At 44.7% G+C, this 22,694-nt stretch carries 18 protein-coding genes; 11 read left to right on the forward strand and 7 right to left on the reverse strand.

Going from position 1 to position 22,694, the window contains the following annotated elements; genetic code table 11:
• Positions 1–86: 86 nt before the first annotated feature.
• The 7 genes from pelG to C942_RS11020 all read right to left on the reverse strand — a co-directional run bounded on the left by pelG (position 87) and on the right by C942_RS11020 (position 12,093).
• Complete coding sequence (gene pelG / locus C942_RS10990) at positions 87–1,460, reverse strand: exopolysaccharide Pel transporter PelG (protein ID WP_007465664.1); 1,374 nt, start codon at positions 1,458–1,460, stop codon at positions 87–89.
• Positions 1,441–2,955, reverse strand: coding sequence for a GT4 family glycosyltransferase PelF (gene pelF / locus C942_RS10995; protein WP_007465666.1), 1,515 nt, complete (start codon positions 2,953–2,955; stop codon positions 1,441–1,443). The genes pelG and pelF overlap by 20 nt, the downstream gene beginning before the upstream one ends.
• The gene (locus C942_RS11000; RefSeq protein WP_007465668.1) at positions 2,952–3,920 is read right to left on the reverse strand and encodes a tetratricopeptide repeat protein; all 969 of its coding nucleotides are present in this window, start codon (positions 3,918–3,920) and stop codon (positions 2,952–2,954) included. Before C942_RS11000 ends, pelF begins: the two co-directional genes overlap by 4 nt.
• A complete protein-coding gene (locus C942_RS11005; RefSeq protein ID WP_083882335.1) occupies positions 3,883–5,229 on the reverse strand; it encodes a PelD GGDEF domain-containing protein in 1,347 nt (448 codons plus the stop codon). The genes C942_RS11000 and C942_RS11005 overlap by 38 nt, the downstream gene beginning before the upstream one ends.
• Positions 5,230–5,247: 18 nt before the next feature.
• Entirely contained in the window at positions 5,248–5,772 is a 525-nt protein-coding gene (locus C942_RS11010) for a hypothetical protein (protein ID WP_007465672.1), read from the reverse strand.
• Positions 5,773–5,781: 9 nt separating this feature from the next.
• On the reverse strand, positions 5,782–9,231 hold the full coding sequence (locus C942_RS11015) for a tetratricopeptide repeat protein (RefSeq protein WP_198287484.1): 3,450 nt from the start codon (positions 9,229–9,231) through the stop codon (positions 5,782–5,784).
• Positions 9,232–9,378: 147 nt separating this feature from the next.
• A complete protein-coding gene (locus tag C942_RS11020) occupies positions 9,379–12,093 on the reverse strand; it encodes an endo alpha-1,4 polygalactosaminidase (protein ID WP_007465677.1) in 2,715 nt (904 codons plus the stop codon).
• Between the two features lie 256 nt (positions 12,094–12,349).
• Here C942_RS11020 and rlmF point away from each other — a divergent pair, with 256 nt between their 5' ends.
• From rlmF to C942_RS11075, 11 genes are all read left to right on the forward strand, one after another.
• Positions 12,350–13,354, forward strand: a complete 1,005-nt coding sequence (gene rlmF, locus C942_RS11025) for a 23S rRNA (adenine(1618)-N(6))-methyltransferase RlmF (RefSeq protein ID WP_007465678.1) — start codon at positions 12,350–12,352, stop codon at positions 13,352–13,354.
• 333 nt (positions 13,355–13,687) lie between these two features.
• Positions 13,688–14,635: a YbgA family protein gene (locus C942_RS11030; protein ID WP_007465680.1), complete on the forward strand. Its 948-nt coding sequence runs from the start codon at positions 13,688–13,690 to the stop codon at positions 14,633–14,635.
• On the forward strand, positions 14,625–15,458 hold the full coding sequence (locus C942_RS11035) for a MerR family transcriptional regulator (RefSeq protein ID WP_007465683.1): 834 nt from the start codon (positions 14,625–14,627) through the stop codon (positions 15,456–15,458). The genes C942_RS11030 and C942_RS11035 overlap by 11 nt, the downstream gene beginning before the upstream one ends.
• A 9-nt stretch (positions 15,459–15,467) precedes the next feature.
• The gene (phrB, locus tag C942_RS11040) at positions 15,468–16,925 is read left to right on the forward strand and encodes a deoxyribodipyrimidine photo-lyase (RefSeq protein ID WP_007465686.1); all 1,458 of its coding nucleotides are present in this window, start codon (positions 15,468–15,470) and stop codon (positions 16,923–16,925) included.
• 39 nt (positions 16,926–16,964) lie between these two features.
• Entirely contained in the window at positions 16,965–17,396 is a 432-nt protein-coding gene (locus tag C942_RS11045; RefSeq protein ID WP_007465688.1) for a nuclear transport factor 2 family protein, read from the forward strand.
• A 2-nt stretch (positions 17,397–17,398) separates the two neighbouring features.
• A complete protein-coding gene (locus C942_RS11050) occupies positions 17,399–18,130 on the forward strand; it encodes an SDR family NAD(P)-dependent oxidoreductase (protein WP_007465690.1) in 732 nt (243 codons plus the stop codon).
• Positions 18,127–19,500: an NAD(P)/FAD-dependent oxidoreductase gene (locus C942_RS11055; protein WP_007465692.1), complete on the forward strand. Its 1,374-nt coding sequence runs from the start codon at positions 18,127–18,129 to the stop codon at positions 19,498–19,500. The genes C942_RS11050 and C942_RS11055 overlap by 4 nt, the downstream gene beginning before the upstream one ends.
• A complete protein-coding gene (locus C942_RS11060; protein ID WP_007465694.1) occupies positions 19,493–20,266 on the forward strand; it encodes a DUF1365 domain-containing protein in 774 nt (257 codons plus the stop codon). The genes C942_RS11055 and C942_RS11060 overlap by 8 nt, the downstream gene beginning before the upstream one ends.
• 59 nt (positions 20,267–20,325) lie before the next feature.
• The gene (locus tag C942_RS11065) at positions 20,326–21,555 is read left to right on the forward strand and encodes an SAM-dependent methyltransferase (RefSeq protein ID WP_007465695.1); all 1,230 of its coding nucleotides are present in this window, start codon (positions 20,326–20,328) and stop codon (positions 21,553–21,555) included.
• Positions 21,556–21,598: 43 nt separating this feature from the next.
• Positions 21,599–22,165: a DUF2878 domain-containing protein gene (locus C942_RS11070; protein ID WP_051035790.1), complete on the forward strand. Its 567-nt coding sequence runs from the start codon at positions 21,599–21,601 to the stop codon at positions 22,163–22,165.
• Entirely contained in the window at positions 22,162–22,680 is a 519-nt protein-coding gene (locus C942_RS11075; protein ID WP_007465699.1) for a chalcone isomerase family protein, read from the forward strand. Before C942_RS11070 ends, C942_RS11075 begins: the two co-directional genes overlap by 4 nt.
• Positions 22,681–22,694 lie beyond the last annotated feature (14 nt).

The following is a 22,694-nucleotide window of genomic DNA, read 5'->3' on the forward strand; positions in this document are numbered from 1 at the left end:
TTATGTAGGCAGAAAATTGAATAAAACCGGCTCTGATTTGGAGCCGGTTTTATATTGGTTTAAGTCATATAGATGTACAGAATCTATTATGACTTTTGCAGCATAAAGGTTTGATATTCAAGATCTTCAAACTGACGATCCAAAATAACAAGCCCAACAATGGTGGTGAGCAACATGGTAACAGTAAAGCCATAGCCGTAATATACAGGCCCTAAATCTATGCTGTATTGCGCAAGCAGGTAGTTGCCTCCGGCCATTAATGCTGTCAGTATCAGGGCTGCATATCGTTTATCTAAATAGTACATAACATTGAGAATAGCCATTACCAGTACCTGAAGACTGACCCCGACCAGGTCGATATAAAGCAGGTGAAGGTAGGCGAGGTCAATATCCAGCGCTAGCAGAATATCTTCCGCCCACAAAAGTAACAGTGCCAGTGTTATTCCCTGAACTTTAAAGATTTCATAAATGCTTTGTCGACAGGCAAGGACCATTCTGTCTTTGAGCAGGTAGATAGAATCGAGGGTTGCCCCTTCACGTACAGCGTCGTAATACTTGAGGCAGGCGTCAGCAAAATCGGTTTCCATCCGCATCATAAAAACGGCCATGCCGGGAACAATTGCCAGATAAGCAATAAAAATCGGCAAATCATAGATATAAGAGGCTCTGAAAACTGCAATTACCTGATGCGAGGTTTCATCTCTGAACCAGAACACGAATTTGTCAGCCCAGACACCGAGGTTGTACAAAAATCCGCAGCAGATCAGGGAGAAGAATGTTTTTTTATAGTGCAGAAAATCCAGAGAGAGCAGACGGTCGGCCGGAAAATCCCGGATAACGTGATAAAGAAAGGAGAAGGTTAGCAGCGCCTGGCTACTGCAAAATATGAGCATTAAACCCAGTAAACCTGAAGGAGGAAGGATTAGGGCTAGAAGGATCATCATGCTGTAGCTGAACATCATGGTGAAAAAGATCCGGTAGTACTCTTTCATCCCACTCAGGAAAATAATGATAAGCCACTGGTTACACAATAGAATCAGTGAGGTGAAAATGACGATTCTTACCGCAGGTTCAATTTCTGGAGAGATAGCCAAAATTGCTCCGCCAATAACTCCGGCAATAAGACTGGTAACCAACATAGAGCCGAGCAGGTTAGGGACTATGCGCTGTTCATGGCCGGAGAAGATAAGATCGGAGATAAACCTGGTTAGCAGTAACTGGAACAGCCCGCTAATGATAAGTGAACCTGCCATGAGGTAAGTGACGATGACCAGGAACTGGACAATAACATAGGTAGGGAAAATCACCCCGATACTCAGTAAACCTATTACCAGTAGTGCCAGAATCGACAGAACCCATGGTCCGGAACTGATAAGTCCGGCGAGGCCATACGCTTCAACAATTGACAGTAGAGAGTTCTTTTTGAGGATCTTTCTTAACTCAAATCCTATTCCGGCCATGGATTGCCTCCTTATATAAGCGCCGGTAGGCGTCATACATCATTGTTTCATCGTAATAGCGTGTTACTCGTTGTTTCCCGTTTTCACCGGCCAGGCGCCATGCCTCGTCATCCGCCAGCACTTTAATAATTGCTTTTGCGCCGTCATCAGGGCTGGCGATAGGAATGATCTCACCGGCAGAACCCAGTGCTGCATCTTCCCCCGGAGCACCGTTTATAATTTCCCGGCAGGCGCCAACTTCCGTTGCGATACAAGGAATGCCTGCTGCCATTGCCTCCAGTAATACCAAGGGTTGTGCTTCACTGATGGAGGTCAGCATTAGTACCCCCAGCTTTGGCAAGATTTCTACAACGTTCTGGCTGCCAAGCATTTTCACTTTGCCGTTTAATCCCAGGCTTTCAATAAGCAGCTCACACTCATGAACGTAATCCTGATCTTCTTCTTTTGGGCCGATTATCCAGCCTTCGAGCTCGGGAATATGCTCCATTGCATTACGTATGGTTCGGATAAAGGTTTTGATATCTTTGATAGGAACAACCCGACCGACTAAACCCGCCACCATCGGTGGTTTATTCGGCCTTTTCAGGTAGGCTTCATGAAATCGCTGTGTATTAATGCCATTAACAATAACTCGGGTTTTGCTTTTAGGTGCACCATCGCGGTGCTGGCGTTGCCTGTTCCCTTCAAACAAAGCGATGATTTCATCTGCCTGATGGTATGCAGTTAAGCCGAGTTGTTCAAAGAACCTAATCCAGGTTTTACGTGTCAGGTCCATGTCTTTATGCATACTGATATCGATCAGGTTGTGCCTGTCCTTAATCCAGTTGGCTTGAGCTAGATCGATTTTTCGTTCTTTGGTGTAAATGCCATGCTCAGTCAAGAGGTATGGGCGACTGGTTTGCTGTTTACACAAGCATCCGAGAAAACCCGCATAACCGGTTGAGATACTGTGGTAGACCTTAGCGTTTGGTAGGTTTTTGGATATACGTGACAAAATAAAGATCGGTTTGTAAATATTGCGATAGGTCCAAAAGTAATCAACAAAAGACTGGTTTTCTGCTGTTTTGCTGTATTGCTCAGTCAACACATCCCACGATGCCCGGCTATACAGGAAGTCTGCAAGAGTAAGCTGATTATTTTGTCCCAGAAGATCTGCTGTATCAGTTAACAGCTCATCGGGGAGCGGTTTTTTCTTCTTATCAAAATAGGACAAAAAGTTTCCCCAAGTCCTGAACTTATTTTCGCTGCCTGCACGAACACTTGGCTTGATGTCATTTTGGTTGGAAAGCAGGTAGTGTTCTTCAAAGCCGACAACATTTGGGGGGAAGGTGTAGGCTGCTTTGTCATAGAAATCGGGCTGTCCGCCTAAAAAAATCAGGTGAAAGCTGAATTCAGGAAGGCCGGAAATAATCTGGTGTACCCAACTTGATACGCCGCCCCGTACGTAAGGGTAGGTACCTTCCAGCAGCAGGCAGATATCCACTTCTTTTTTCATGACCAGTACTCCCTGATTTGGCTTAGCTTATCTCCCTGTCGTTGCGGAAAATATGAAATGTAATGGCGTGTTTTGGGGTAGTCACCAATGATATAAGCGGCTTCTGCCATGTAGGGTGCGACTTGTTTAACAAGCAGGCCTCCGTCGAGGGCTCGGGTGAGATATTCAATCGCTTCATGAGCTTTGTTCTGCTCAAGCATGACTCGCCCAAGCAGCAGGTTATAAGATGCTCTGTCTGTGATTTGATTTGCGAGTTTCAGGTAGCGTTCTGCCTGTGAAAGGTAATGTTTTTTGATAATGCCATCTGCAATGCCCAGGTAACACAACTCCCAGTATTGCTGCGCAATCTCAAAAGCCGTATCAGCTTGTTTATGTTTTTTAAATTGTTCTTTCAGCTGAACGAGAGATTCATTGATGCGGGATTCTGTGTCTTCAAGCGAGGCATAAGCCAGCAGACGGACATCATCGGACAAGTCTTTAAGTGCAAGTTGTAACAATGGAACAGCCTGTTGGCGAGGTAAGTGGCGAATAGCACTGACGGCAAGTAAGCGTCGTCCCTGGTCATTGTTAAACAATAAAATATCGCGCAGTGCACCGGCTCCGAACTGGTTATCAAGCAGTTCCCCCGGGTTTTGTGGTAATGGAGCTTCTTCGCAGGGTTGCCATGTGACCAGGTTTTGCTTCCTGGGTAGGTGAAGCGCAATCAGCAGAGCACATGCCGTACCGATGATGCCGAACAGAGGCATCAAGAAATTGATAATGAACAAGAAAGAGACGGAGCTGAGCAAAGGGAACTTAAACTTAGTCGGCAATAGTAGCCAGCTAAGTGCAGCAAAGCTGGCACTGGCGATGGCATGAGTTACCAAAAAAGACAGCCACATAGAGGCGGTCATTTCACTATTAAAGACGATATAGAAGCTGATGCTCTCAAATGCTATCGTCTGAATACATAGCCATTTCTTCATCAAATGCTCCCAGCTCATCCATAATTAACCTGATCTCTTGGCGGCGCTTGTCCAGCGAAAGAGGACCAAGGATATCTATTTCATCGTGATTTTTATGTAATTGTTTTTGTAGTAATTCCTGAAGACGTTTTACATATTGTTGGGCATCGTAAACAGTGGTGAGAGGAAGTAATACAGCTAACGCAGGATGGCCATCACGGGTTTGACAGGACCAGTAAACATCAGCCCCCCGGCGATAGTCGATAATTGAATCCAGTGTCTGTTTATTTAATCCACTTCTATCAATGCATGCCACCAGAGTGGAATCTGCGCCGTAGTGATGTTTGTTGTACTCAGCTCGCTCGATATAGCGGAGGAACAAATCGCTTTGATGTTTATTAAGTACAGGTGCGATGATGGCATCGCTGAGTAGGTCAGCAGAGTGATTAGCAACCAGTGACAGCAATGCAATATTTGACGGTGTAAGCATGAAGAATTTTGTTCTTTCTGCCACAACGATGGCCTGTAGCTTTTTATGTGTATCAAGCAGGGGAATACATAGCTGATATCTTGATTTGTGCTCTTGCCCGCTTTCAAGTTGAGCAGGAGAGAGTAGCTTTTTACATTCAAGCATATCCAGCAACATCGGGTCGTCTGTAATCAATTGATGGTCGTCACCTAATACTGCATGAGCGTGGGGTACTAATTCGCCGTTCGTGATTCTGTAGATCCCGGCAACTTCAATGCCGACAATTTCAGCGAACAGGTTCAGGAATGGTTGTCCCAAATGCTCAATCCGGTGATCACTGTGCTGTGTCGCCAGTTTTTGGAGTTCGTTGATACTCGATCTGAGGCTGACTGTCTGGCCCGCGGTTCGCTGTTCCAGCTGATCGTGGGATACTTTAAGTAGGTGATAATGCTCGGTGAAGCTGTCGAGGCGCTGTGTCATATACTGGTGATCCAGAATGTGTTTCTGATTTATGTTATGCCAGTAATCGCGAAATTCACCTGCGATCATTGCTGTCAGAATAGTTCCTACGGCCAGTGGAAAAGGGTAATAATTCAGATAGCCGCTAATACTCATGATACTGGCAAGCCCTGCACACATGAGTAACGCACAGCTGATACCTTTGGCGAATCCGTACCTCAGAGCGATTAAAAGCGGTCCGAACAAAGGCCAGAAAAAGTAAGGCTCACTATTTGTTGGAGCAAGTGAGCCGGACTGCGTCCAGACATAAATTGAGATAACGGAAACAATAGTCGTTTCCGTCCAGGCAAAGCCTTCCTGCTTAAAGCCGTTTATTAACCTGCGCCATGATTTGTTCATCATTGTCCTTTTGGCTTGTTGTTATTGTTCTGTTTTCAGCCCGTCTAACAGCTCTTCTATGACGATATGTCCGGTACCGCTGACACTTTCTCTTCCCCAGCCGCCACGGGTTCCGGTCGCTCGCCAATAAGTTGTTTTTGTTTTGGCTGATTTCACTTCTAACGTGATACCTACTGCCGGCTCGCCATCAAGTCCACTTTTATAGTGCCACTCTTCAACGGAACCGGTAATGATGTAGTCAATAGGTTGTGATGCGAGCCATGACTGAGCGGCGCGCCTTTTTTCGTTAGTATCCAGAATGCTGGCCAGATCTTTGGTCTTATGTTCTGGATACATAACGGCATTAATGCCTTTGGCGTAGAGTTGGGCAATCAAGATCTGTTCAGCCTTCTCGGCTGCAAGTGGAGTATTTGAATTGTTAATCATTGGCATGACAGCCCAACTGCTGTCAGCCGGAAAAGCAGGGCTGTCCGGTACCTGGTAGCTGGAGCAGGCACTGAGGGCGAGGCTCAGGCCGGTAGCAAGTAGTAAAGTTTTCTTCATCATTATTATCCTTTAGAAGCTGTAGTAATAACCCATTGACAGTTTTAGTGACTGATCGCCGTTTCTGTCCTGACTCTGCCAGTCGACGGATAAATAGAGTTCATCGTTGCCAAACAGCCGCCAGCCCAGGCCAGAGCTGACGGCCAGATCTGCCTGACTGTTCGTGACGTTGTAACCAAGCGAGGTATCCAGCCAGTATCGTGGCGACGGAACCGTTGCTCCGGGAGTGCTAGGGTTACCATGCCACAGTCGTTGTCCGACAGAGATTCGTTGGTATTCATCTTCGATGAAATCAGCACTGGTCAAAGGTGTTGAGCCTTGATTCCAGTTGTTAACACCGTCCAATGGCTGGTTACTCAAATCGACTTTCTGCATTGTAATATCGGCGTAGACTTGCCATGCCGGATCGTTAAAGAAGAACTGCTCTGCAGCCCTCAGATTAAAATCCCAGCCTTTGCCAATGTCATCGTTAAATCGCGTAGAAAGTTCATGCCAGTTAAACCGCATTGACAGCAATTCGCGTGCGGTTGGTTGATAATTTAGCGTCAGTCCAATGTGATCGCTCTGACCGGCAAGAGTCATCAACTGGCTGGCTTCAATGTGGTCGTTTATCGCAAGGGTGAGTTCGCTGTTCCAGTAATCATCAAGGGGTGTTTCTAATGAAGCTTTTAAACCCAGCCGTTGATCGCCGACGCCGTCCGCAAAATCGAAACCCAGTTGCCAGTTGGTTTCGACTTGTTGGTACTGATATAGGCCGCGTAGTCGTTTTTCGTTATCAATGTTATTACCAACGAATAACTCAGGCGTTCCCGATTGCTGATAATCAGAGCCCAGCCGCCAGTTACCGTCTTTATGCGGAGAGTAGTAATCGAGGCTGTATCGGGTGATATCCCATTCGGTGTTTTGTTCGATATTGGTGCGAAGGCTGTGAGTTTTGTCTGGATGCTGACTGACGTGAATTTTCCGCAGCTGATTTTCCACTGCCTGATTGGTTTGTTTGCCTAAGTTTGCCTGACCGTGCTGCCATGCTTTCTGATGTTGCCCGGTAAGCTGTAGAGCAATGTTTTTGTCTGCAAGGGGCAGGTTGAGTGAGTTTGTCAGTAGAGTTTCCATTGCACCTCGATCTTTACGTTCGATTGCAATGTATAACTTTTGCCAGTCAGGTAATTGGTAGTTTTTTAGTGCCGTTCTCTGATGCCAGAATAAAACGTTATCTGATTGTCTGTTGGCCAGATAGTAAAGATATAATTCTTCTGTTCGGTTTTGGTTAGGCTGACTTAATGCTGCGTCTTCTGCCAGTTTGGATGCCAGGTGTTCACCGGCAAACAGGGCAACCAGAGAACGATAAGAAATATCGCCATCTTCGAGCTTCAGTAGTTCGTCGGTCAGTTTTTCTGCGGAATAACGCCTTAACTTATAGGCTTTATCATATTGCCCCATGCGTTCAGCCAATGAGGCATAATTCAGAATAACGGCCACATCCGCTTTACTATCCGTTGTATCAGAATAAGCCTGCTCTGAGTTAAGCAGAATTTGTTGATACCATGCCTCTGCCTCCTGAAGTTTATCAAGCTGCTGCGCAGCTGTGGCAAAGCCCAACCATAAATCATCGTTACCGCGTAACGATGATTTGTACTCTTCATAGATATCGGCTGTCTTTTCCTGGTTGTTGGTATTTATTGCCAACCAGAGAATGCCGTTGATTGCTGCGGTGTTATAGGGGGAGTAAGAAAGAGCCTGTTGATAGAAAACAAAGGCTTTTTCTGTTTCGTTATTCTGAGCTGCTTCTTGTGCCAGATAAATAAGGATCTCTGGTGTTTGATTCAGTTTGGGATCTCTGCCTGCTTCATCAAGTAACTTGATAAAGGTCGAACGGTCACCGTTTTTCTCAGTCGCCTGAATAGCAGCGAGTAGTGCGGTTTTACTTCCTTGAGAGTGATACAAGGTAAGTAGGTTTTCGATATCTTTGTCAGTTAATGGTGAGTTGATACGTAGGTATCTGAAGACATCAATTTTGTCGCTGTTGGTCTGCATCAGACGATATTGTGTTTGTTTGGCGATGGCTCTGTTATTTGTATCCCAGGCTAGGGAAAGTACAGTTTCTAGATAATCACCATCGGCGTACAGCCACTCAGGAGGCGCTGTTAACGCAGTTAAAGCTGGTCCGGGTTGATGCAACTGTATAAAGGCATTTGAGGACAACAGGGCTTCATCCGTTGTTGGTTTACGAAGTTGGGTCAGGCGTTCCCATTTTTTGATCACTTGCTGGTAATTGCCCTGATAATTATAAAGGCGTGCCTGATGACTGATTAGCTCCGCATCACGTGGTCGCGTGGTCGCAAGGCGGTTAATACTGGCTATTGCACTTTGAGTGCCCTGTGCTTTTTCAAGAGCATTTAACCAGTTGCGGTATTCGGATGGTTTGATTTGATGACTGCTGACCAACCGCTGGTAAAAGATACTTTCATAATAAATATCACCGAGGGCTCGGGATTCTTCTATACCAGAACGTATTTGCTGTTCTGATATATTGTAGGCCAACAGTTGGCGACTAAGTTTATAGGCGTTTTGAAGATCTCCCTGCCAGCGGTACAGATCATGTAGTTTGCTAAGAGATGTCTGTGACGGACTGTTTTGGACCAGATCGTTTAATAAAGAAACGGCAATGTTGATGTTGCCAGTGGAAATAGCAAGCTCAGCTGTTTTTGCTCTTAATACATCATCAGGGGCAATACTGAGTAACTTCAGAGACTGCCTTAAAGCAGTAATAGAGTTACCAATAGCTAATGAGTGGTCAATTGTCAGTTGAAGAAATTCAGGTTGGTCACATAACTTACCACTGTAGGTCAGTATGAACTGTTTACTGAGTTTTGCTTCATCAGATAATGCAAAAAGACGGAAAAGCTTTTGTGCTTCATCGACTGTTTCTATCTCGCGGAAAGCGTCTAACTGCAGCCTGAGGGAATTTTCATAATCTGAATTTTGCAATGCTAGATTAACGAGTTCCTGGTAACTGGTTTTTTCACTGTGCAGGTGGGGAAGTAAGATATCGTAACCAGTTTTGGGCATTGATAGTGAAATAGCGGCATCAGCATATTTTCTTGCCAGTTCTGCTTCGGGGATATAGCCGACAGAGTTGAGCAATAGGCGTAGCTCCTCATCCGTTTCGCTCGCTGTTTTATCACCTTGTTGGTAGGATTTTTCCAGCAATAAGCTCAGGTAGATGTCAAAGGCTTCCCAGTCCTTGCTGCCGTCTTCTTTAAACAGAATTTCAGCTGTTAGCTTCAGCGCATCATCGAGATCCCCAATCTTCTTATAGTTATCGATTATTTGCTGGATTATTTCTCTGTTTTCCGGCTCCCGGACATACATTTCCTGCAGGAATGCCAGTGATACTTCAGGCGATGATGAGCGGGAAATTAACTTCGTCAACATCTCTTTACTGGGCGCAACAAGCCACATCGCCCACACCGAAGTGAGCGTCAAAATGATCAAAGTAAGCTTATTGACCAGACGGATTCTGGGCTTCTTTGATTTACCAGTCTGTGGTTGATTACTATCCTGAACCATATTTAATACAGCTAATCCTTTATTTTTGTTTTTTATTAATCACTTAATGCAGGTTAATGTGCCGGAAATTCTCCCTGATTGTGTGGCTTTATAGCGAACCGTTGTGCTGTTTAATCTTTTCCGAGTGAAAGCTACAGCGCTTTGTAATTCGCAGCTATTGCCGTTAGCGAGTTCAAATTCAAATGGAACATAGCTGTCAAAGCCCCATTGAATCGTTGAGCCATTTGGCTGCCAGCTAACGAGCTTTCCATTGGCATTTTTCAGAATAATGTCGGTATCTGGTGAGTCCTGTAGAGCTAATCGCGTTTTAGGCTGCTTTAAGATCAGATACTTACCATCAGGGCCAGAATCCCAGCCAGCAATTGAGCTGTTATTGATTGTCGGGTATCCCAGTTCCTCGGGAACCCTGATGCTTTTTATGCCTGTACTGGTAATTTGCCATTGATCGTTAAGTGTTTTTGCAATGCCGGTTTCATATAAAGAGCTGGCTCGACGGGCATAGTCACTCAGGTAGAGAGGGATGACTTTCTGTTTGAGTGACCAGCTGTACACATCAAGCAGTCCTTTCAGTGAAGCCGGGTAAGCGCCCGAATACATGTGGTAATAAATGCTGATGTTTTTTAAACGACGAGGCGCTCCCAGGATTTCGAATGTCTCAATTGCCCGGTTATAGCCATCATGGTGCTCAGTCCACAGATTGGTATAAAGGTTTTCATTCAGTACTGGAGCATATACTTGAGCAGCAGAGGGATACCATGCGATGGTAGGAGATACCCTCGTTAAGCTGCTGTTTCCTTTTACGACATAAGTATTGCCGCCATTCACATTGAGCAAGTTAGCTTTTTCTGCAATACCCAGTACATCTTCTCCGGGATCAGCTTCACCTGACCACAGGATGAGTTTTACTTTCTTATTGGCAGGAGCCAGATTCTTGTTGATGTAATTGGTGCTGCCAATAATTTCATTGTCGTAGTCAACGACATAGCCGGGAATAGGAAGGTGGTCGCCATATTGTTTGTTTTCTCCCACACTCCAGAAAAAAGGGTGGCTGAATGTATGCGAGGCCAGTTCGACATTAGGCTGAGCAAAAATTTTTCTGGCAATGGCTTCTAACTCATTGCTTATATTCGGGTATAAACCACGTTTACCGATTTCTCCTTCAATGACTGAAACGGTATGCGGAAGGGCGTATTTAGTAAAAACATGATCAAGCAGAACTTCGGCTGTGTAGGGTTTCCCAGGGAACCATGCCTTGGATGGAAAGCCATCACCATCGACGTGGCTGGTTAGAATACGCCGGGCTGACTCGGTTGTGGCATCGGCTGCCGGAATTGCGGGAAGGTTGAGGGTAGTTTGAATGAGCCAGAAAGGGTCAAGAAGCCAGGTTTGGTTACCATTGGCAAGGTATGCAATTGGAAATGGATTTAGTACAGCGCCACCCCATGGAGCCTGGATCAATAGAGCCGATGTCTTTCCTCGTTCATCTTTTACATTAATCAATGAATCGATATTTGAGTGCTTTACAGACCACTGTCGGTATGTCTCGAATTCACTGAAAGGTGCGGGGTAGTATCCATCTACCCAACGCTGGCCTTTTGTTACTTCAACTTTCCCGGAAAGCTCGCCGGCCTCAGTAATACCAAGCTTGTTTAGCAATGAACGATTTGTCGGTAAGGCATTGATGAACAACATTGGACGGGTATTGATGACGGTTTGAAGCCAAGTTTGTAGGGAATTGTTGAACTGATATGACACATCTTCCAACCACAGGAATACAGCGGCGTATCGGCTGATATCAAGCTTGGAAAAGTTTGTTGTATTAATATCCCGGCATTCAGGTACATAGCCATAGTATTCAATCGGCATTGACATCATTGTATGGCATGGTGAATCAGTGAACTTGAACTGATGTCCGTCATAAAATCCCAATACGCGTTTGGCAACAGGAACGACAGTGCTTACGCCAAACTCATATAGCATTCCGTCACTGACATACGGGGTATAACCTTCACTGATTAATCTTTTAGCTGCTGCTTTCTGGCGTTCCCTGTACTTTGCCGGAATATAGTCAATAACAATGACTTCAATGCCCTGATCTTTGAGTTTGTCGAGCTTTCCTTTTAGCCATTGGGTGTCTTTTTGTTTTACCGTGCGATAGCTGTTATCAAGTGGGTCATAGCTATGATAAAGCGATTCTGCAACAACGGCTGTGATAGCCGGTTGAACCTGATCTGTTATTTCAAATCCACGGTTCAGGAGTAGTTGTGGATTGGCTTTTGATTTATGGAGAGAGTTAATAATTGTGACAAGGGCTTCTTGTTGCGATTTTTGCTCTGTTTCCTCATCAGCAAACAGGTAATAGCTGTCGAGAGTGTCCAGAAACAGGCCATCAAAGCCGTGGGCCAGAATTTTATCAGCCTGAGTGTACAGGTGCTTTTGCCAGGGCGTAGCGGTTAAATCCATCACAAAACTGTTCCAGTTTTGGTTTTTAACCGATGATGCTGATTTTAATTCTGGTGGCAGTTCTGTTCCGTCAAATTCACCGATACTGAGATAGGCATAAACTTTTGTCTCAGCTTTATGTAGGGTATTGATTTGTTTGTCAGTTATGAGCCCGGGGGTTACAACAACACGGTCATAGTTGATGAGTTCACGTACAGAGTCGATTTCTCCGTAATAGAAAGCAATTGATGCTGGTGTTTTTGCAAAGGCGAGTATTGGTAACAGCGAAAGTATTAACAAAATTAATCGCATAGCAATTCCCTCTTAAAAACATAAGCAACCAATCCAGTATGCTAGCTTCTACTTTAAACTTAAGTATGTGTGTTTCTAAGGATTTGGAGTGGTTATGCAATCATTTTGTGATGTCAGGACTGTTTTTGGAGTTTAGCGAAGTGAAGGGTGTTAAGAATCTGAGTCTTATGATGCTTAGCGTTATGCTGTAAAATATGCAGTAATTCAGTGTAGCCAGATGAATTTCTGGTTACCTCGTAATCATAGTGAAAGATAAATGACCAAGAAGAAGCAACCGCAGGCCCCAAAAAAAGGCCTGCACCCGCGAAATCCTCATCGTGAGCGTTATGACTTTAATGCATTGACAAAAAGCTGCCCTCAGTTGGCTCCATTTATTAGTGAGAACAACTTTGGTGACTTGTCTGTTGATTTTTCCAATCCAGATGCTGTTAAGACATTAAACAAAGCTTTGCTGAAGCACTTTTATCAGGTCGAACACTGGGACATTCCACCGGGCTATTTGTGTCCGCCGATCCCGGGAAGAGCTGATTATTTGCACTATATTGCTGATCTACTGGCAGAATCTAATGAGGGAGAAATTCCGACCGGGAGAAAGATCCATGGTCTGGATGTCGGTGTAGGGGCAAACTGTGCTTATCCGATTGTTGGTCATCGTGTTTATGGCTGGAGTTTCGTCGGTGCAGATATTGATGCGCTTTCGATCAAATCCGCCAAATTTATTGTTGAAGCGAACCAAACGCTGGCTGGTGGCATTAAGTGTCGTCTGCAGAAAAATCCTGAGCATATCTTTCAGGGGATGATAAACGATAAAGATATCTTTGATTTCACTATGTGTAATCCGCCGTTCCATGCCTCTCTTGAAGATGCGATGGCTGGTAGTGAGCGTAAAGTGAGAAATCTTAATGCGAATGCCCGAAAGAAGGGAACAAAAGGTTTCGACTTGGCAGAGAAAAGTAAGAAGCCGGTGCTGAACTTTGGTGGTCAGAAGGCTGAGCTTTGGTGCCCGGGTGGTGAAATCGCTTTTATCAAGCGCATGATTAAACAGAGTGCGGAAAAAGCCGCTCAATGTTTTTGGTTCACCACATTAGTTTCGAAAAAAGAAAACCTTTCTGCAATTTACAATGCATTGAAGAAAGTTGGTGCAGTCGATGTTCGCACTTTGAACATGAGCCAGGGTCAAAAACAAACTCGCGTTGTCGCCTGGACTTTCCTGACGGTGGAACAGCAGAAAGAATGGCGTGAAGAGCGCTGGGTTAAATAAACCCATATATTCAAATGTTTATTCTATAAAAAAGCGGCTTTTGGCCGCTTTTTTTGTACTTGCGATTTGTGCAGAAAGTACAAAGGCAAAACACAGGTGCCACTGATTTTGCAAGAGTTGGTGCATATTTTGCGTTAGTTGTTTATAGGGGATTAGTCGCTTACAGGGAGTTGGTTGTTTACACGGCGATCGTTTTTGGGAGTCGTAACTTGATGATTTGGCGTATGTCTGGGTGAGCCATGGTGGTTGTACAAAATAAATTATTGTACAACCTTGGTTCTTTATACTAGATTGAGTTGTACAAGGTTACTGTTTTGTACAAGGTGGTGGGTTATGTCTATTCCGGTTGGTATCAGCGCTTGTGTACTTGGCCATAAAGTCCGTTTTGACGGCGGTCATAAGCAAAACCGTTTTGTGGTTGATGAGTTGGCTAACTATGTTGATTTCAGACCTGTTTGCCCTGAAATTGGTATTGGAATGACTATTCCACGCCCGACAATTCGCCTGCTGCAATTGCCAGATGGTGACGAGCGATTGGTGGAAGTTAAAAATCAGGACAAAGACCATACATCAAAGATGAAAGACTTTGCCCATAAGCAAGTATCAACATTTGATGAGCTGTGCGGATATGTGGTTTGTGCCAAATCGCCAACCTGCGGAATGGAAAGGGTTAAGCTTTATATTCCAAATGGCAATACTGTTCCCGGCGGTTCTGTTGGGGTTTATACCAAAGAACTGATGGCGAAGATGCCCTGGTTACCCGTTGAAGAAGACGGTAGGTTGCAAGATCCGGTTCTGAGGGAAAACTTTGTTGCTCGTATTTTTTCCTTGAACGATTTCTATCTGTCTCTAAGAGAAAACCGCACACCAGGTGCATTCGTTGACTTTCATTCAAGATACAAGTTGGTGCTAATGGCACATAGTCCGATGGCTTATAAAAAGATGGGTCGCTTGGTTGCATCGGTTAAAGAATGGGATATGGACGAGTTTTATTACGAATATCGCCAGCAATTAATGGATGCAATAAAAGAAAGAGCAAGCAGGAAAAATAAAACCAATGTGTTGATGCATCTGCAGGGCTATTTCAAGCGTTCGCTGACCAAGCGTCAGAAGCAGGAATTGTCTGAGTTGATTGATAATTACCGTGAAGGCCATCTGCCAATTCTGGCTCCACTGGTATTAATCAAACACTACTTGAATGAATACCCTGTACCTTACTTGCAGCTACAAACATTTTTAGATCCATACCCGCAGGAGTTGAAGTTACGTTATGGATTGTGAAAGCCCAAATTATTCCATTAAAGAAGTCTCAGAAAAAACGGGGGTTAATCCGGTTACATTGCGAGCATGGCAAAGGCGTTATGGTTTACTTAACCCTCAACGCACGGAGAAAGGTCACCGCCTGTATTCTGAAAATGATATTGAGAAGATCCAACGGATACTTTCATGGCTAGAGAAAGGAGTTGCCATCGGAAAGGTGCGTCCTTTAATTGAAGGTACTGAATCGAGAGCCGGGCAAGAAAGCAAAGATACCGAGCATGATGAGATTATTACTTCGATTATGGCAGCGCTCTCAGACTGCAATCGAGCTAAATTGGATCGGTTACTGATTCAGGTAATGAAAGAGTATCCGGCTGAAGTCTTTATCAACCGGGTTGTAAATATGGTTGAAAAACAAATCAATCAGCCAACTAACCCATTGAGTAATATCCAGGCTTCATTATGGCAGTCGGTCTTGATTGAAAGGAATCTCTCGCTCATTGCTCAGTCACGAAAGCTGTCGTTGAAGCCATGCTATTTATTAAGTTTCGATAAAACAAATAGTTATAAACTTTGGCTTAAGGCATGGAAACTGACTGATGATGGTTACAGTGTCACTGTTATGCCGGAGCTTTCGGGCAAATTAACTGCTTTGAATAGCGTCTTTGAAAAAGCAAATGTCGCTAAGGTTGTTCTTTACGGTAATACCAGCCTGAATGCCAGTGATATGACGCAATTGGAATTGCTTTTAACAAACCTGAAGCAAAAAACGGAATGCGATATTAAGTTTGCCGGCGATATTTCTCGGATTCATAAAGATTTTATAACCAGCTGTAACGCATAGGAGATGGAAATGGCTAATAGTAAGACCGGATTGGTCTGGTTTCGCGCAGATCTCCGTGTTGTAGATAACACGGCATTGACTGCAGCCTGTCAGCGCAGTGATAACGTGATAGCTATTTTCACCTCAACACCAATGCAATGGCATGAGCACAATGTCGCACCGATTCAGGTTGATTTGATTCAAAGAAGGTTGGGAGTATTGCGCAGTCAACTGGCTGAGATTGGTATTCCTTTGCTGATTAATGAAGTCGCTGATTTTGAGGAGGCGGCAAAAAGTGTTTGCGAACAGGCCCAGAAGCATCAAGTCAATCATGTGTATTGCAACAAGCAATATGAATGGAACGAACAGAAGCGTGATGAGATCACCGGACATTTGCTGAGCGAGCAAGGTATCAAGTTCAGTGCATTTGATGATGCCTGCATTATTGAACCCGGAAAGGTGCAGACCAAAAATGGCGACCCTTATAAAGTTTTCACACCGTTCAGAAAAGAATGGCTCCGACTGTTTCGCCTTGCAATGCCAAAGGTTCAGTCTGTTCCCCAAGTAAAGAAAGAATCTGAGACGTCAGTTAGCTCTTTGTCTGAAGCATTATTTGTTCATGACAAAATTGAATTAACCTATCCGAAAAAAGACAGTTTGCAATGGCCGGTCGATGAAGATGCTATCCGTCAAAGGTTGCGGACATTCTGTAGCGAGAAAGCTCAGATATATCATGAACAGCGGGATATTCCGGCAATAGACGGCACCAGTTGTTTGTCTCCGTATCTTACTCATGGTGCTCTTTCTCCCCGTCAGTGTGTCAGTGCATTGCTAGAAGTCTTTCCTCATTGCTTTGATGAGCCAGAAAGTGGCGCATTCAGCTGGCTTAATGAGATTATCTGGCGTGAATTTTACCGTCATTTGATGGTGGCTTTTCCAAGACTGAGTCGGGATCAGCCATTTCAGAGCTGGACTCGAAATATCAGTTGGCGACAGTCTGAGTCGGATTTGGCGGCTTGGCAGCAGGGAAGAACCGGTTTTCCAATTGTGGATGCGGCAATGCGTCAGTTGAAGGAAACGGGCTGGATGCATAATCGGTTGAGAATGATCACCGCGAGTTTTCTAACCAAAGATTTGCTGATTAATTGGCGGGAAGGAGAGCGTTGGTTTATGTCGCAGTTGGTTGACGGTGACCTGGCAGCTAACAATGGCGGGTGGCAATGGGCGGCATCAACGGGCACAGATGCTCAGCCATATTTCAGGGTGTTTAATCCGACCACTCAAGGTGAACGCTTTGATCCTGATGGTAAGTTTATTCGTACTTGGGTACATGAATTAAAAGACGTGCCGGATAAATTTATTCATCAACCGCATTCATGGCCAGGAGCGGTTCAAATCAATTATCCCGCTCCAATTGTTGACCATAAATCAGCGCGTCTGGCAGCAATTGAAGCCTTTAAAATTGCAAAAGAACAGTTGGAAGTTTAATTGCAGATGTGACTATTAGCCCGAATGGCAGGAGGATGTATGTCAGAACAGTCAGATTCATCCATCAATAAGTTTGTCGATGTTTATAGCAAACTGTCGAAACATAATTTGGCTGATCTCCGGGCTATTTATCATCAGGATATTATTTTTGAAGATCCGGCGCATCGGGTTGTCGGTTGGCAAAACCTCGATGACTACTTCAACCGTTTGTTTAAATCGGTGAAAGAATGCCAATTCGAAATTCATGAAACCTGCTTTCAACAAGATACTGCGTATGTGCAATGGACAATGACTTTCAGTCATCCTCGGCTTTCAGGCGGTAAGGCTCGTGAAGTTAAAGGTTGTTCTTGTCTTAAGTACAGGGATGGCTTGGTTATTTATCATCGTGATTACTTTGATTTAGGAGAAATGCTCTACGAAGGTATTCCGCTTGTTGGAGGATTAATACGACGTCTAAAGGAGAACCTGTAGCTATGGAGAGTGTTTTGATAACCGGGGCAAGCTCCGGCATAGGTGAACAACTGGCAAAGGATTATGCTGCCGATGGTTATTTGGTTTACGCTTGCGGTCAGTCGGAGGAGCGACTTGAAGGGTTAAAGGAATATAACCCCAATATTCATCCTATTCGCTGTAATGTCACTGAACTTGATGAAGTACATAAGGCTTTTGCTGAGGTTTCTCTTTTTCCAAACTTAATTATTTTAAATGCTGGAACTTGTGAATATATCGAGCACGGGCAAATAGATGTTGATTTATTTAAACGTATTTACGATGTGAATGTGTTTGGTCTGCTCAACTGCATTCAGGTATTGCAGGATAATTTCAGTAATAAAACGCGCCTGGTTATTGTTGGGTCTACAGCTTCGTATATTCCATTACCAAGAGCTGAAGCTTATGGTTCTTCAAAAGCGGCGGTTGCTTATATTGCTAATTCGTTAGCCGTCGATCTTGCCCCGCAAGGTGTGAAAATAACCCTGGTTAGTCCCGGTTTTGTTAAAACACCGCTGACAGATAAAAACGATTTTGCCATGCCGATGTTGGTATCTACGGAATTTGCTTCAGAGAAAATCCGTCAGGGGATCGACATGGGGAAAACCGAAATCCATTTTCCTCTGAAATTTAGTCTACTACTGAAAGTTATATCGCTGTTACCGACAAGTTTGCAGTTAGCTGTGGTTAAACGTATGACAAGGAGACAAAGATGAAGATTGCCATTATCGGTTCCGGAATCTCTGGTTTGACATGTGCGTGGCATCTCCATCGCCAGCATGATATTACGGTATATGAAGCTAACGGTTATATCGGCGGGCATACGGCAACTGTTGATGTCGACGTCGCCTGTGGAAGCTATGCCATTGATACCGGTTTTATTGTGTTTAACGACAGAACCTACCCTAATTTCGAAATGCTACTTGCTGAAATCGGTATTGTCGGTCAGCCAACTGAAATGAGTTTTAGTGTTCATAATGACGTGAGTGGCCTTGAATATAACGGTCACAGCCTGTCATCTATGTTTGCCCAGAAGCGAAATCTGCTGAACCCTTCGTTTTATCACTTCATCTTTGAAATTCTCCGTTTTAATAAACTGGCAAGAGAAATTGAAATCGACAATAAAAGTCAGCTTATGTTAGGGGAGTTCCTTAATCACAATAACTTCAGCGACTATTTTTGCCAGAACTACATTCTGCCGATGGGAGCAGCGATATGGTCATCGACCTTATCTGATATGCGGGCCTTTCCCCTGGAGTTCTTCATTAGTTTCTTTCGCAATCATGGTTTGCTTGAAGTGATGAATCGTCCGCAGTGGTTTGTTATTCCCGGAGGTTCCCGAGAGTACGTAAAACGCCTGATTGTGCCATTTGCAGAAAAGATTCGACTTAATTCTCCCGTACATCGTGTATTGAGAGATGAAAGCGGTGTAATTGTTGAGTCTGCGCGGGGTAAAGAGAAATACGACCATGTGATTTTTGCCAGCCATAGCGACCAGTCGCTCAACATGCTGGGCGATGCAACTGCCGATGAACAACGTATTCTCGGCGCGATGACCTATCAGGACAACGAAGTGGTGCTGCATACCGATACTCGGTTGTTACCTCAGTCCCGCGCTGCCTGGGCTTCTTGGAACTATCACCTTGGTCCTGAAATGGTAAACGGTCAGCACAGGGATACGCGTCTGGCATCGCTGACCTACAACATGAACATTCTGCAGGGAATTGAGGCGCCTGAGACTTTTTGTGTCACATTAAATCAAACCAGTGCGATAGACCCGGATAAGGTCCTCAAGCGTTTTGTTTATGCGCATCCGGTCTTTACTACCGAGAGTATGGCTGCGCAGCGAGCGCGATCTGAAATCAACGGTAAGCAGAATACCTGGTTCTGTGGAGCTTATTGGTATAACGGCTTTCATGAAGATGGTGTCCGCAGTGCACTGGATGTCGTCGATGCGATTAATGCTCACCACGTTGTCGCTGGTAAAAACACGAGAAAAGCAGAATCCGATTTAGTCTCGCAGCAATCGCAACATCCTCGACAAGCTGTAACGGAACAAAAAAGTCGGGAGCAGGAATATGAATAGTGCGCTTTTCGTCGGCACAGTCAGGCATCGTCGCTTCACCCCGGTAAAACATAGTTTTACTTACCCTATGTTTATGCCTTTGATCGACCTGGATGAACTTGAACAACTTCAGACTTCAGTATTTGGATTTGGCCGCAGGTTATTCAATTTTGCAAGGTTCTCTACTGGCGATTATCTGCGCGGTCATGAAGCAGGTAGTAAAGCCGCTTTAGAGTCGCCAGAAACACTGAAGAAAGCCGTTATCGATAAAGTCGAAGAACTGACCGGTGAGCGAACAGAGGGAAGGGTAATGCTTCTTTGTCAGCTCAGGTATGCCGGTTGCTATTTCAGTCCGCTGAATCTTTATTATCTCTACGATCAGGATGATAAATGGCGCTGGATACTGGCAGAAGTCAGCAATACGCCATGGAATGAACGTCATTACTATGTGTTACCGGCAAAAGGTCATTGGGATTCAGAGCGCTGGACAGAGCAGAAATCATTTCATGTCTCGCCGTTCAATCCGATGAGTCAGCAGTATTACTGGCGCCTGACTGAGCCTGACAGCCAACTGTTGGTTCATCTTGATATCTGCTCAGCAGAGGATAACCAGAAGGTACTGGACGCCACCATGGCAATGAAGCGCCAGCCATTCACCAGCAAGGCATTATGGCAGCTCATTGCCAAAACTCCCGTTCAAACAATAAAAGTTGTTATTGGAATTTATTGGCAGGCTTTGCGCCTGTGGCTCAAGCGGGTGCCTTTTTACAGCCATCCGGCAAGTTGATGGTTATCACAGGGAAGTAATCCGTTAAACACAAAGGAAAACGAATTGAGGGTCTGGATATGTTGAAGAGTGAAGTAAATCAATCTGAGTTTTCGGTGAGCGGTACCGACTCGCTGGCAAGACGATTTGTGTTTGGCATTCTCCGTCAGCTTCAGGGATCCGGGTTGACCTTAGTGGAAAAGCAGGGTGAGACTTTTTTCTTCGGAGACAAACAGGCCATCTGTCAGGGGCATTTAATCGTCAATAATCCTGCTTTGTATAAACGTATTATCAAAGGGGGAAGTATTGCTGCTGGTGAAGCCTACATTGAAGCGTGGTGGGATTCCCCTGATGTCACTGAAGTCGTTCGTGTTCTTGCGATCAACCTCAGCTTGTTGGATCGGCTGGAGAGTAAAGTCAGCTGGCTGAGCGCATTGAAGAACAAGCTAATTCATCGTCAACGCAGAAACAGTGTCGCGACAGCCAAGCAAAATATTCTTGCTCACTATGATCTAGGCAATGATTTCTACCGTACCTTTTTAGACCCGAACATGCTTTATTCTGCCGCCGTGTATGAGTCTGAAAACCAGAGCTTGTTTCAGGCGCAGATAAATAAGATGGATAGGTTGTGTCGTCAGCTTGAGTTGAGCGACAAAGACCATTTACTGGAAATCGGTACGGGTTGGGGAGCACTGGCAATATATGCAGCCAAACACTATGGCTGCAAGGTGACAACGACCACAATCTCGGATGCACAGCATCAATGGGCGAAAGAGAAGATAGAGCAGGAAGGATTAAGTGACAGGATCACGTTGTTGAAGAATGATTACCGCGACTTGAAAGGCCAATTCGACAAAATTGTTTCGGTAGAAATGGTTGAAGCTGTCGGGAAGGAGTACCTGACAACATACATAAAGAAATGTCAGTCATTGTTAAAACCCCGTGGCAAATTGGCAATTCAGGCGATAACGATAGCCGATCAGCGTTATGACAGTTACAGCAAAGGTGTGGATTTTATTCAGAAACATATCTTTCCCGGAGGTTTTTTGCCATCAATCACTACGTTGGCAAATCACTTAACGGAGCATAGTGATTTTGTCATCAGGGATATTAAAGACATTGGACAGGATTACGCCAGAACCCTGTCTGAATGGCATAAGAAGTTTAACAGCAGTATCGAAACTTTACTTACACAGGGATTTGATGAGCGGTTTATCCGGATGTGGCGTTACTACCTATGCTACTGCGAAGGTGGGTTTTTAGAGCGTCGGATCAGTACAGTTCAGTTAGTGGCAAGTCGTGTTAGCTAGCACTGTAACGGTAAACCTGTCATTTGCTCAAAAGCAATGAGAATTGTCTCACAGAGCTGAGAGTGATAACGATGATACAGATTTCGGAGGTGTTATGCCTTTCCGCGAGTTACTGGCAGTAGGAACAACGTTTAACCTTTATTGGTTTATTGCCGTGCTCGGTCAGGGTGACTGGGTATGGCTACTGGCGATAATGTTACTCGTCTGCTGGTGTCTGTACCGTGACACATGGCGTTTCGCTGCAATGATTGCTGCTTTTGGCATGACGTTGGATTACCTGCTTATTGAAATGGGCGTATTCCGTTTTGATTATCCCTTCCTACCAGTGTGGCTCGCCATGCTCTGGCTTGGTTTCGGTTCATTTGTTTGGGTAATCAGGCATGTTATCGCATCTTATTCACCTCTGTTAATCATCTTAATTGGTGGAGTAGGTGGCGCGATGAGTTATCTGGCCGGTTATCGGTTGGGAGCTGTTGACTTGCCATTAGGTATACTGACAACAATACCTGTTGTTCTGATTATATGGACGATTTTTACTGCCTTCATTCTACTCTTTCTGCAACGTTGTGATAAAGCTCAGCGCGAGTTCAGTCAGGAGGAAGAGGTATGAAATTCCCACAATCATTTTCTGCTGCCGTGAAAGCGGTCATTGCTACTTTGTTATTACTTATTTCTTCTGTCAGTTTCGCAGCTTGGCAAAGCTGGCCAGCGGTTGGAGATGCACGGTTAAAATGGGGGCCATGGGTGATTTACGACTCTGAGCTCCGAACCCCCACTGGGTTATACAGAAATGACGTAAGCGACATTGCCTTGGTTATCAAATATCAGCGAAACATAAAAAAAGATGATTTACTGAAAGCAACGGATCAGCAATGGGAGCATTTAGGGATTGCGCTAAACAAACGTAGACAATGGCTCGCTAAGCTTGATGCCATGTGGCCAGATGTCAAAAAAGGAGATCGGTTGATATTTGTGATTCGAGGTGAAAATGGATTTTTCTATCAGGATAACCTGAGGATAGGGATCATTGAGGACAAAGAAATGTCGCTGGCGTTTATCAATATCTGGTTATCACCCGATACCGCTTATCCGACCATACGTAGTCGTCTCATTGGTAATGTATAAACTGGCAGAGGTAT

This window comes from Photobacterium marinum, assembly GCF_000331515.1.
Taxonomy (GTDB): Bacteria; Pseudomonadota; Gammaproteobacteria; order Enterobacterales; family Vibrionaceae; genus Photobacterium; species Photobacterium marinum.